The sequence below is a fragment of the Enterobacter sp. 6722112 genome, assembly GCF_058661685.1.
Genome location: NZ_JBZWGR010000007.1, coordinates 3,640,132 through 3,652,723, shown reverse-complemented (window position 1 = coordinate 3,652,723; position 12,592 = coordinate 3,640,132). Strand labels below are relative to the sequence as shown.

Genomic DNA, 12,592 nt, shown 5'->3' with positions numbered 1-12,592 from the left:
GCTTTTTATGCATAGACCTCGCCTTCCGGCAAGGTCTCACTTACAACCACGAAGGTTGCCCGGCGACCGGATGCGGTTTTGCACGCATCGTAATGACGATCCACCGGCGAAGAAGTTACTCCCCTTTGCAGGTAACAAATTATGTCAGACCATCGGTTTCGTCAATGGTCTGCACGATTTCATTACACAGTTTTACGCGACGGCTTCCACATTCACGCCGTCTGCGGGGAAGATCACGCCAGTCTGTCGGCGGATCTCCGTTTGCAGCTTCGCCGTGGTGCGGCTGATCGCCAGCCCCGGGTGGTTCACTTCGTTGTCTTCTACCAGACGGGCGAAGACCTCTGCCTCATAGAGCATAGTGTTAATATGCTGAGGCTGCGTCAGCTCCTGCGCTTTGCCGCCGCGGGGAACGATGCTTAGCTTCTGGCATTCGGAGATTTTTTCGATCACCAGCGAGCCGTCTTCGCCCTGAATTTCGCTTGGCAGTACGGAGTCACTGACCTTCGAGTGCTGCAACGTCACGCTAAAATCACCGTAGTCCAGCACCACAACGCCGTGTGCATCCACGCCGCTTTCCAGCAGGCTGGCGGTGGCGGTTACGCCGTGCGGTTCACCCCACAGGGCGACCGCAGAGGCCAGGCAGTAAAAACCGATATCCATAATCGAGCCATTCGAGAATGCCGGGTTAAAGGTGTTCGGGTTTTCGCCGTCCAGGTAGCGCTGGTAGCGCGAGGAATACTGGCAGTAGTTGATAAAGGCTTTACGCACTTTGCCAATTTTCGGCAGCGATTGCTGCAACAGCAGGAAGTTCGGCAGGCTGGCGGTTTTGAACGCTTCAAACAGTACCACCTGGTTTTCGCGGGCAAGCGCAATGGCGGCTTCCACTTCCTCAATATTCGAGGCGAGCGGCTTCTCGCAGATCACATGCTTTTTGTGGCTGAGGAACAGCTTCGTTTGCGGGAAGTGCAGAGAATTCGGGCTGGCGATATAGACCGCGTCAATGGCGTCGCTTTGCGCCATCTCATCGAGCGAGGTGAACAGATGTTCAACCAGGTAGTCATTCGCAAAACTCTGCGCCTGCTCAAGGCTGCGGGAATAGACTGCGGTGAGCTTATATTTGCCGGTTTCGTGGGCGGCGTCGACGAACTGGCGCGTGATCCAGTTCGTACCGATGACTGCGAAACGTATCATAAACGGTTACGTACTCCGTAGCAGGGAACCTAAAGCCACTGTAGCACGTCATCATGACATTTCGCGTGCGCTACTGCGCATTACTCTTTAACGATAAATGCGTCAGCCACAAACGGGTATCAAACTCCAGCTGGTGGTACTGCGGCTCCATATGGCAGCACAGGGAGTAGAACGCTTTGTCGTGCTCTTTCTCTTTCAGGTGCGCCAGCTCGTGCACCACGATCATCCGCAGAAAGGCTTCCGGCGCATTGCGAAAGACGGTCGCGACGCGGATCTCCGCTTTGGCCTTCAGCTTGCCGCCCTATACGCGGGAGATGGCGGTATGCAGGCCGAGCGCGTTTTTCAGCACGTGGATCTTATTGTCGTACATCACCTTGTTGATCGGCGGGGCGCTCTTAAGATACTGGTTTTTCAGATCCTGCGTATACTGCCAGAGGGCTTTGTCAGTCGCGAAATCATGCGTGCCCGGGTAGCGTTTTTCCAGCACCGCGCCGAGCTTTCCCGCGGCAATCAGGTCACGAACCTGGGAAAGTAAATGCTCCGGATAGTCCTGGAGATAAGTCAGCTGGTTCATCAAAACCCCAAAATAGTGTGAAAACGGGTATACTCACGCACCCTTTTCAGGGATACGCCAAATTTTACCATTCAGGAGGGCCGATGAGCCACTTAGACAACGGTTTCCGTTCACTCAACCTTAAACGTTTCCCGGAAACGGACGACGTTAACCCGCTTCAGGCGTGGGAAGCGGCGGATGAATATCTGCTGCAACAGTTGGATGGGACTGAAATCAGCGGCCCGGTTCTGATCCTGAATGACGCGTTTGGCGCGCTGGCCTGCGCGCTGGCGGAACATGCGCCTTACAGTATCGGCGATTCTTACTTAAGCGAGCTGGCGACGCGTGAAAACCTGCGTCACAACGATATCGAAGAATCCAGCGTGAAGTTCCTCGACAGCACCGCGGACTACCCGCAGGCGCCGGGCGTGGTGCTGATTAAAGTGCCCAAAACCATGGCGCTGCTGGAGCAGCAGCTTCGCGCGCTGCGTAAGGTCGTGACGCCGGATACGCGTATTATCGCGGGTGCCAAAGCGCGCGATATTCACACCTCGACGCTGGAATTGTTCGAGAAAGTGCTCGGCCCGACCACCACGACGCTTGCCTGGAAAAAAGCGCGCCTGATCAACTGTACCTTCAGCGCACCGGCGCTGGCCGACGCGCCGGAGACGCTGAGCTGGAAGCTGGAAGGCACCGACTGGACCATCCACAACCACGCGAACGTTTTCTCCCGTACCGGTCTGGATATCGGCGCACGCTTCTTTATGGAACATCTGCCGGAAAACCTGGAAGGGGAAATCGTTGATCTCGGCTGCGGTAATGGCGTGATTGGCCTGACGCTGCTGGCGAAGAACCCGGAGGCCAGCGTGGTGTTCAGCGACGAATCGCCGATGGCGGTGGCCTCCAGCCGTCTGAACGTGGAAACCAACCTGCCGGAGGCACTGGATCGCTGCGAGTTTATGATCAATAACGCGCTGTCGGGCGTAGAGCCTTTCCGCTTCAACGCGGTATTCTGTAACCCGCCGTTCCACCAGAAGCACGCCCTGACGGATAACGTCGCGTGGGAGATGTTCCACCACGCGCGCCGCTGCCTGAAAATCAACGGCGAGCTGTATATCGTGGCCAACCGCCACCTGGACTACTTCCACAAGCTGAAGAAGATTTTCGGCAACTGCGTCACCATTGCCACCAATAACAAATTCGTGGTGCTGAAATCGGTGAAGCTGGGGCGTCGTCGGTAAGATTGGGTATGTGCGGCCTGATGCCCGGTGGCGCTTCGCTTACCGGGCCTACAATGGCCTCGAGCCCGTAGGCCGGGCAAGCGAAGCGCCGCCCGGCAATGCCCTAGATCGCCAGAGCTAACTTCGTCCCCTGCGCAATTGCCCGCCGCGCATCCAGCTCCATCGCTACATCGCACCCGCCGATCAAATGCACCGTTTTCCCCGCCTCACGCAGCGGATCCGCCAGATCCCGCTTCGGCTCCTGCCCGGCGCACAAAATCACATGATCCACGCGCAGCAGTTGCGGTTCGCCGCCGATCAGCACGTGCAGCCCGTCGTCGTCGATCTTCTGGTAGCTCACCCCCGGGATCATCTTCACCCCGCGCGAGAGCAGGGTGGCGCGGTGGATCCAGCCCGTGGTTTTCCCCAGCCCTTCACCCGGCTTGCTGGCTTTACGCTGGAGCATCACGATCTGACGCGGGCTTTTCGGCAGCTGCGGACCTTCCGGGCGTAAACCACCGGACTGACTGAGGCTGGTATCAATGCCCCATTCCACGCAGAACTCAGCGATGTTCTGGCTGGTGGCTTCGCCCGGCTGGCTTAAATACATCGCGGTATCAAAACCGATCCCGCCGCAGCCGATGATCGCCACCTTCTCGCCAACCGGCGCTTTGTCCCTTAATACATCCAGATAGCTCAATACCTTCGGATGATCGATGCCTTCGATCGCTGGCGTGCGCGGGGCGATCCCACTCGCGAGGATCACCTCGTCGAAACCGATCAGATCCGCCGCGCTGACAAACTGTTTAAGCCGCAGATCGACGCCCGTCACCTCGATCATCCGGCGGTAATAGCGCAGCGTTTCGTAGAACTCCTCTTTGCCGGGGATCTGTCTGGCGATAGTAAACTGCCCGCCGATTTCCGCCAGCGCATCAAACAGCGTCACGCTGTGCCCGCGCGAGGCGGCATTGACTGCAAACGCCAGGCCCGCCGGCCCTGCACCCACCACGGCCAGACGCTTCTTGTTGACCGCAGGAACGATCGGCATTTTGGTTTCATGGCAGGCGCGGGGGTTAACGAGGCAGGAGGTGACCTTGCCGACGAAGATCTGATCCAGACACGCCTGGTTGCAGCCGATGCAGGTATTAATCTCGTCCGCACGGCCGCTTTGCGCTTTGGAGAGCAGTTCGGCATCCGCGAGGAACGGGCGCGCCATCGATACCATATCGGCATCGCCGCGTGAGATCACATCCTCCGCCACCTGCGGATCGTTAATGCGGTTGGTGGTGACCAGTGGAACGGAGACTATGCCTTTCAGCTTGCGCGTTACCCAGCTGAACGCCGCGCGCGGCACCGGCGTAGCGATGGTCGGGATGCGCGCTTCGTGCCAGCCAATCCCGGTGTTGATGATGGTGGCGCCAGCGGCTTCAATCGCCTGCGCCAGCTGCACGGTTTCGTCGAACGTGCCGCCGCCCTCCACCAGGTCGAGCATCGACAGGCGGAAGATGATAATAAAATCCGCACCCGCACGTTCACGCACCGCGCGCACCACCTCCACGGCAAAACGCATCCGGCGGGCATAGTCGCCACCCCATTCGTCGTCGCGCTGGTTGGTGCGTGCGGCGAGGAATTCGTTGATCAGATAGCCTTCCGAGCCCATCACCTCAACGCCGTCGTAGCCCGCTTCCCGCGCCAGCGCCGCGCAGCGGGCAAAATCGTCTATCAGCGCCAGGATCTCGTCGTGGCTGAGGGCATGGGGAGTAAAGCGGTTAATCGGCGCCTGAATAGCCGAGGGGGCAACCAGGTTCGGCTGATAGCTGTAGCGTCCAGTATGCAGAATTTGCAGGGCGATTTTGCCGCCCTCGCGGTGGACCGCGTCGGTCACAATGCGGTGATGCGGCAGCTGTGACGCATCGTTCAACACTGCGCCGCCCTCCATCGTCACCCCGGAAGGGGCAGGGGCTACGCCGCCGGTGACAATCAGCGCCACCCCGTGGCGCGCGCGCTCGGCATAGAAGGCTGCCAGACGTTCAGCCCCGTCCGGACGCTCCTCCAGCCCGGTGTGCATCGAGCCCATCAGCACGCGGTTTTTGAGGGTGGTGAACCCCAGATCGAGAGGGGCGAATAACGACGGGTAGCGGCTCATAGTCTCTTCCAGTGTAAAATTATTGTTATGTGGTCGGATGAGTTACTAATTTAGCCAGCGGCAGCGGAAAGGTAAAAGCGGGATCGAATGATTGTGATAGATCTCAAAGAACTTCCCCGGTTGCGCTGCGCTTACCGGGGCTACAAACCGTAGGCCGGATAAGCGCAGCGCCATCCGGCGTATTTTACGGCGCCGCTGCCCGCACCAGCCCCGGTGCCTGCCACATCGACGTCGTCAGCCCGCTGTCCACCAGCCCAAGCTGGTCGGCATACACCGCCTGCCATTTCTGCATCATGCCGTCGTACAGCTCGCGGTGCTGCGGGTTCGGCGTGAACTCGCGGCTCCACTTCACCAGCCGCTCGCCCGTCGAAGCCATATCCGCAAACAACCCCGCGCCAGCACCTGCCGCAATCGCGCAACCCAGCGCCGTCGCTTCCTTCACTTCCGGCACGCGCACCGGCAGCCCGGTAACGTCGCTTAAAATCTGGCTCCACAGGGCGCCTTTGGCCCCGCCGCCCGCAAACACCAGGCTCTCAAACGTCACGCCGGAGAAGCGCGAAATCTGCGCCAGGTTGCAGGCCGAGACGATGGCCGCGTTCTCTTCCAGCGCGCGGAACAGCGTCGCTTTGTTGCACTTTTCCGGGTCGATGGAGAGGTTAATAAACGACGGCGCTGCGTGATACCACTGCTTAAAATGCATCGCGTCGGAGAAGATCGGCATCACGCCGTGGGAGCCCGCCGGGACGCGGCTCGCCATCTCTTCGAGCAGGGAGTAGGTGTCCATTCCCATTCGTTCGGCAATCAGCTTCTCTTCGGCGCAGAAGGCGTCGCGGAACCAGCGCATGGTTAGCCCGGTAAAGAAGCTGATCGACTCCGCCTGCGCCATGCCGGGGATGACGTGCGGGTTTACGCGGATGTTCATCTCAGGGTCGGTGCGCACCTGCGGCAGATTCACCACCTGCTGCCAGAAGGTGCCGCCGAGAACCGCCGTTTGTCCGGCGCGCACCACGCCCAGCCCCAGACAGCCCAGCTGCACGTCGCCGCCGCCCATCACCACCGGTGTGCCTTCGCGCAGGCCGCTCTGCTGCGCGGCCTCTTTGGTGACAGCGCCCAGCACGGTGCCGGTCTCTTTCACCGGGGAGAGGATATCGGCGCGCAGCCCGGCCATGTCGAGCAGCGCCGGACGCCAGTCGCGGGAGAAGAGATCCAGCATGCCGGTGGTGCCCGCATTGGACGGATCGACCGCCAGCTCCCCGGAGAGCTTCGCCGCCAGCCAGTCGCTGATCATGGTGATGGTGGCGGCTTTACGATAAATATCCGGACGATGGTGCGCCAGCCACAGCAGGCGCGGCATGGCGCTGAGGGCAAGCGTCTGGCCGGAAACATCATACACTTCGGATTCAAACCGGTAGTCGTGGATCTCTTTGAGTTCAGCCACCTCGCGGCTGGCGCGGGCGTCGACGTTGGCGCAGGCCCAGATAGCCTCGCCGTTGCGGTCGTACAGCACAATCCCTTCGCGCATCGAGCAGCAGGCGACGGACTGAATATCCGCCGCGCTCAGGCGTGCGCGCTCCAGCGCCTGATGAATACACCGGCAGGCCAGCCGCCAGTTGGTGTCGAGGTCGAACTCCATCGAGCCCGGCACGTTCTCCACGCTCAGGTGCTTCCACTCGGCCTGGCCAACGGCAATCTGGTTGCCCTGTAAATCAAAAATCACGGCGCGAACGCTGCCTGTCCCTGCATCTAACGCTAAAAGGTAACTCATGAGCTTGCCTCGTGTCAGGCGCAGGGCTGCTCTTATCCGGCCAGAGCCAGCACCGCGCGGGCTGTCGTCTCTTCCGTCACCAGGCCATTAATACGGCGACCTTTCAGTGCGGCATAAATCGCATCGGCTTTCTCTTCCCCTCCGGCCACGCCTACGATGGTGGGCAGCTGCGCCAGTTCATCGAGCGTGACGCCCAGTAATTCTTTGTGGATCTCCAGCTCCTCAACGCATTCCCCTTCGGCATTAAGGAAATAGCCAAGGATATCGCCCACCGCGCCTTTACGGGCGTACATCAGCTGTTCACCTTCGCTGATATAGCCGGAGCGCAGTATCGTCGCGTCACGGCGCTGGTTTACCGAGCCAATCCCGACCACCGCCACGTCAGCCGCGGTGGCGGCGAGGATCACGTCCCGCACGCTGGTTTCGCGCTTTAAGATCCCGGCGGCTTCAGCGGATGACACGCGAAGCGGGGCGGGGATCATGCTGACGCTACAGGCTGCATCCAGCTGGCCGATACCGGTCATATACGGCCCGACGCCGCCGGAGAGCGTCACCAGGCGGATCTGCTGCGAGCTGATAAAGCCGCTTAAGTGTTGCAGACTGCTCATGGTGGTTTCACCGAAGCCCACCGCTAACAGCTGGCCGGGTTGCAGTACGCCCATCAGCGACTGTGCCGCGCCAATGCCCAGCCGCACGTTCATCGGCGGCGTATTCAGGGCGGGCATCACGCGCACCAGCTTCAGGCCAAATCGTTGTTGCAGCTCGGTTTCCAGCGCCAGGCAGCCCTCGTAGCGGGAGTTGATCTGCACGCGGATCACCCCGGACTGACGGCCTTTCTCCAGCAGGCGGGAGATCTTCAGGCGCGGCAGCCCGAGCCGTTCGCCGATGTCGTTCTGGGTCAGCCCGTCGTGGTAGTAGCACCAGGCCACGCGCGCCACCAGCTCCTCTTCCGCCAGTGCCAGCCCGGCAAACCGTCCTTCTTCCGCAGTGCGTTTATCGCTCATAATTGAACTCTTATAAAAATTTAGATCATATGTTCGTGATGGTGCGACGTGAAAATGTGAGCCACGCGACAAAACGGATCTTTTCGATCGTTTCCGCTTTATCTGAATCTCAATCGATAAAACTGTGATCCCTGCACGGTTGTAAATATAGTTCACCGTCTACGCTTTTGAACATTATTAAATCTAAAAATCATTTGTTCAATAGCGGAGCGATGATGACACCACTTCTCGACGCGCGTGATATCAGCAAGCAGTTTTCAGGCGTACCGGTCTTAAAAGGCATTGATTTCACGCTGCTTGCGGGGCAGGTGCATGCGCTGATGGGCGGTAACGGCGCGGGAAAATCGACGCTGATGAAGATCATCGCCGGGGTAGAAACCCCGGATAGCGGTGAACTTTCGGTGGCGGGTGAGTCTTTTGCACGGCTTACCCCGGCGCAGGCGCACAGGTTAGGCATTTATCTGGTGCCGCAGGAGCCGCTGCTATTTCCCAACCTGACGGTGCGGGAAAACATCCTGTTTCGTCTGCCGCGAGAGCGCGATCGGGAAAAACGCCTGGCGGAAAAACTCCGGCAGCTGCAATGCCAGCTTAACCTCGACGCTACCGCCAGCACCCTCGAGGTGGCGGACCAGCAGATGGTGGAGATCCTGCGCGGGCTGATGCGCAACGCCAGAATTCTGATCCTTGATGAACCCACGGCCTCGCTGACGCCCGGTGAAACCGAACGGCTGTTTCGCCAGATCCGCGCCTTGCAGGATCTTGGCGTCGGGATTGTTTTTATCTCGCATAAGCTGCCGGAGATTCGACAGCTGGCGAGTCACGTCTCAGTGATGCGCGACGGCGCGGTGGTGCTCAGCGGCGAAACTGCGCATTTTGACGATAACGCCCTGATCGCCGCCATGACGCCTGTAAGCCGGGAAGCATCCCTGAGCGATACGCAAAAGCTGTGGTTGGCGCTGCCGGGCAACCGCCGCACCCAGGCGCAGGATTTTCCCGTGCTGCGCGTGGAAGCGCTCACCGGGGAGGGCTTTATCGATCTCAGCCTTGAGATTTACGCCGGGGAGATTGTCGGTCTGGCCGGGCTGGTGGGGTCCGGGCGCACCGAGTTTGCCGAAACGCTCTACGGCCTGCGTCCGGTTCGCGGCGGGCGGGTGTGGCTGGAGAGCCAGGAGATCACCGCCGATCCGGTCAGTTCACGCCTGCAAAAAGGGCTGGTCTATCTGCCGGAAGACAGGCAGGTGTCCGGCCTGTTTCTCGACGCGCCGATCCGCTGGAACACCGTGGCGCTGAACGAGCCGTCGCTCTGGCAGCAGCGAAAGCGGGAGTCTGCGGTAGTGGAACGCTATCACCGGGCGCTGGGGATCAAGCTCAACCATGCGGATCAAACCGTGCGCACGCTCTCCGGTGGTAATCAGCAGAAGGTGCTGCTGGCGCGCTGTCTGGAGGCCAATCCGCTGCTGCTGATCGTCGATGAACCGACGCGCGGCGTGGACGTATCGGCGCGCGCCGATATTTATCAACTGCTGAAAAGCGTGGCGGCGCAGAACGTGGCGGTATTGATGATCTCAAGCGATCTTGATGAGTTTCCCGGCCTCGCGGACCGCGTGCTGGTGATGCATCAGGGCGTACTCAGCGGCGAACTGCCGCGCCACGCCGTCAGCCTCGACCGGATGATGGCGCTGGCGTTTGGAGGGCAATCATGAAGATCTTACTGAAAAACCGCGAGTTGAGCGCGTTTCTGGCGATCCTCGCCCTGTTCGCCGTGCTGGTGGCGCTGAACCCGTCCTACTTCAGCCTGCAAACGCTGGGGATGATTTTCGCCAGCGCGCAGATCCTGATTTTGCTGGCAACCGGCGCGGCGCTGGTGATGCTGACCCGCAATATCGACGTCTCAGTTGGCTCCATCGTCGGGCTGTCTGCCATTGCCGTCGGCGTGGCGCTCAATAGTGGCTACAGCCTGCCCGTTTCAATCCTCTTCGCGCTCTCGACTGGTGCGCTGGCCGGAGCGTTCAACGGGTTTCTGGTGGTGGGCCTGCGCATTCCGGCGATTGTCGCCACCCTCGGCACGCTGGGGCTGTACCGCGGGGCGATGCTGCTCTGGACCGGCGGGAAGTGGATAGAAGGGCTGCCGCCGGGGCTGAAATCTCTCTCTGAGCCCGCCGCCGTCGGCATTTCGCCGCTCGGCATGCTGGTGTTGATTATCGCGGCCACCGGCGCGTGGACGCTGTCGCGCACCGCCTTTGGACGTGATTTTTACGCCGTGGGGGATAACCTCGCCGCCGCGCGCCAGCTGGGCGTGGCGGTGAACCGCACCCGCATGATCGCCTTTACCCTCAACGGCATGCTGGCGGCCTGCGCCGGGATTGTGTTTGCCTCACAGATTGGCTTCGTGCCCAACCAGACCGGCAGCGGGCTGGAGATGAAGGCCATCGCCGCCTGCGTGCTGGGTGGCATCTCGCTGCTGGGCGGCACCGGCACGCTGGTCGGCGCCTTCCTCGGCGCGTTCTTCCTCACCCAAATCGATACCGTGCTGGTGCTGTTCCGGCTCCCGGCCTGGTGGAACGACTTTATCGCCGGGCTGGTGCTGCTGGGTGTGCTGGTGCTCGACGGGCGGCTGCGTCAGGCGCTCTCACGGCATCAGCGGGCGCTGAAATACAGCCGTTTCCAGCCGGGTAACAAAGGGGGAAAGCACGTTACCCCGTTTCCGAAACGCAAAAAAGAGGTGGCGTAAATGAGGCTTAACTGGGAAAGCGCGCTGCTGATTTTACTGGTGCTGGAGATCCTGCTCTTCGGCGCCATCAACCCGCGCATGCTTGATATCAACATGCTGCTGTTCAGCACCAGCGACTTTATCTGCATTGGCATCGTGGCGCTGCCGCTTACGCTTGTGATTATCAGCGGCGGGATCGATATTTCCCTCGGCTCAACCATCGGCCTGTGCGCCATCGCGCTGGGGGTGATGATGCAGGCAGGGTGGCCGATGGCGGTTGCCATCCCTCTGACGCTGCTGCTCGGCCTGCTGTGCGGGCTGGTGAATGCGGCGCTGATCCACTACACCGGCATCAGCCCGTTGGTCATTACCCTCGGCACGCTCTACCTCTACGGCGGCGGGGCGCTGCTGCTCTCCGGCATGGCGGGGGCGACGGGCTACGAGGGGATCGGCGGCTTCCCGGACAGCTTTACCACCTTCGCTAACCTCACGGTGGTGGGCCTGCCGATCCCGCTGGTGCTGTTCGCGGTGATTACCGCTTTCTTCTGGCTGATTACCCACCGCGGGCGCTTTGGTCGGCATCTGTTTTTAATCGGCCAGAATCCGCGTGCGGCGCGCTATGCGGCGCTGTCGGTGAACGGCATGCCGTACGCGCTGTACGGCCTGGTGGGGGTAGCCTCGGCGGTTGCCGCGCTGGTGATGGTTTCCTATTTCGGTTCCGCGCGCTCGGATCTGGGGCGCGATTTACTCATGCCCGCGCTCACCGCCGCCGTACTCGGCGGGGCAAATATCTACGGCGGGTCAGGTTCGGTTGTCGGTACGGCGCTGGCGGCGCTGCTGGTGGGGTACCTGCAACAGGGTTTACAGATGGTCGGCATCCCCAACCAGGTGTCGAGCGCGCTGTCAGGGGCGCTGCTGGTTGTGGTGGTGATGGGACGTTCGCTGAGTCTGCACCGCGAATGGGTGCGTTCTCTCTTCAGAAAACTATCCGGAGCGTAAGATGAAAACAAAACTATTCGTCCTGGCAATGGCCCTCAGCTTCGCTTCGGCGCAGGCGGCGGACCGCATTGCCTTTATCCCGAAACTGGTAGGCGTGGGATTCTTCACCAGCGGCGGCAACGGCGCGAAAGAGGCGGGGAAAGATCTCGGCGTGGACGTGACCTACGACGGCCCGACCGAGCCGAGCGTCTCCGGCCAGGTGCAGCTGATCAATAACTTCGTCAACCAGGGCTATAACGCCATTATCGTCTCCGCCGTGTCGCCGGACGGCCTCTGCCCGGCACTGAAGCGCGCGATGCAGCGCGGAGTCAAGGTCCTGACCTGGGATTCCGACACCAAACCGGAGTGCCGCAGCATCTACATCAACCAGGGAACGCCGGAGCAGCTCGGCGGCCTGCTGGTGGAGATGGCGGGCAAACAGGTCACCAAACCGAACGCGAAAGTGGCGTTCTTCTACTCCAGCCCGACCGTTACCGACCAGAACCAGTGGGTGAAAGAGGCAAAGGCCAAAATCGAGAAAGATCATCCTCAGTGGCAGGTCGTCACCACCCAGTTTGGCTATAACGACGCCACCAAATCTCTGCAAACCGCCGAAGGGATCTTAAAAGCCTATCCGGATCTGGATGCGATCATCGCCCCGGACGCCAACGCCCTGCCAGCCGCGGCACAGGCGGCGGAAAACCTGAAACGGGAAGGGGTGGCGATTGTCGGCTTCAGCACGCCGAACGTGATGCGCCCGTACGTTGAGCGCGGCACGGTGAAAGCCTTCGGCCTGTGGGATGTGGTGCAACAGGGCAAAATTGCGGTCAATGTCGCCGATCGTTTACTGAAAAAAGGCGATCTTAACCCTGGCGACAGCGTCGACGTGAAAGATATCGGGACGCTGAAGGTCGAGCCGAACAGCGTGCAGGGCTACCAGTATGAGGCGAAGGGCAACGGCATCGTGCTGCTGCCGGAGCGGGTGGTGTTCACCAAAGAGAACATCAACAAATACGATTTCTGAC

The 12,592-nt window shown here is 60.7% G+C and carries 9 protein-coding genes and 1 pseudogene; 5 read left to right on the top strand and 5 right to left on the bottom strand.

Annotated elements, in window-relative coordinates:
- Positions 1–192: 192 nt before the first annotated feature.
- Positions 193–1,191, bottom strand: a complete 999-nt coding sequence (locus AC4OVU_RS18895; protein WP_003862623.1) for a Gfo/Idh/MocA family protein — start codon at positions 1,189–1,191, stop codon at positions 193–195.
- A 70-nt stretch (positions 1,192–1,261) separates the two neighbouring features.
- A pseudogene (locus AC4OVU_RS18890) lies at positions 1,262–1,765 on the bottom strand (YgjP-like metallopeptidase domain-containing protein).
- A gap of 83 nt (positions 1,766–1,848) precedes the next feature.
- Between AC4OVU_RS18890 and rlmG the strand changes: the two are divergent.
- The gene (gene rlmG / locus AC4OVU_RS18885; RefSeq protein WP_015571936.1) at positions 1,849–2,985 is read left to right on the top strand and encodes a 23S rRNA (guanine(1835)-N(2))-methyltransferase RlmG; all 1,137 of its coding nucleotides are present in this window, start codon (positions 1,849–1,851) and stop codon (positions 2,983–2,985) included.
- Between the two features lie 103 nt (positions 2,986–3,088).
- Here rlmG and AC4OVU_RS18880 read toward each other — a convergent pair whose 3' ends face one another.
- From AC4OVU_RS18880 to lsrR, 3 genes are all read right to left on the bottom strand, one after another.
- On the bottom strand, positions 3,089–5,110 hold the full coding sequence (locus AC4OVU_RS18880; protein WP_015571935.1) for an NADPH-dependent 2,4-dienoyl-CoA reductase: 2,022 nt from the start codon (positions 5,108–5,110) through the stop codon (positions 3,089–3,091).
- 184 nt (positions 5,111–5,294) lie between these two features.
- Positions 5,295–6,875 carry an autoinducer-2 kinase gene (lsrK, locus tag AC4OVU_RS18875; RefSeq protein WP_045327433.1) on the bottom strand — a complete coding sequence of 527 codons (1,581 nt, stop codon included), beginning with the start codon at positions 6,873–6,875 and terminating at the stop codon, positions 5,295–5,297.
- 32 nt (positions 6,876–6,907) lie between these two features.
- A complete protein-coding gene (lsrR, locus tag AC4OVU_RS18870; protein ID WP_110292318.1) occupies positions 6,908–7,879 on the bottom strand; it encodes a transcriptional regulator LsrR in 972 nt (323 codons plus the stop codon).
- A 215-nt stretch (positions 7,880–8,094) separates the two neighbouring features.
- Here lsrR and lsrA point away from each other — a divergent pair, with 215 nt between their 5' ends.
- From lsrA to lsrB, 4 genes are read left to right on the top strand one after another with little or no spacing between them, the layout of a single operon-like run.
- Positions 8,095–9,582, top strand: coding sequence for an autoinducer 2 ABC transporter ATP-binding protein LsrA (lsrA, locus tag AC4OVU_RS18865; protein WP_032669124.1), 1,488 nt, complete (start codon positions 8,095–8,097; stop codon positions 9,580–9,582).
- The gene (gene lsrC / locus AC4OVU_RS18860; protein ID WP_110292317.1) at positions 9,579–10,610 is read left to right on the top strand and encodes an autoinducer 2 ABC transporter permease LsrC; all 1,032 of its coding nucleotides are present in this window, start codon (positions 9,579–9,581) and stop codon (positions 10,608–10,610) included. Before lsrA ends, lsrC begins: the two co-directional genes overlap by 4 nt.
- The gene (gene lsrD, locus AC4OVU_RS18855) at positions 10,611–11,588 is read left to right on the top strand and encodes an autoinducer 2 ABC transporter permease LsrD (protein WP_032103364.1); all 978 of its coding nucleotides are present in this window, start codon (positions 10,611–10,613) and stop codon (positions 11,586–11,588) included. It abuts the gene before it with no gap.
- Between the two features lies 1 nt (position 11,589).
- Positions 11,590–12,591, top strand: coding sequence for an autoinducer 2 ABC transporter substrate-binding protein LsrB (lsrB, locus tag AC4OVU_RS18850; protein WP_017382416.1), 1,002 nt, complete (start codon positions 11,590–11,592; stop codon positions 12,589–12,591).
- Position 12,592: the final 1 nt, after the last annotated feature.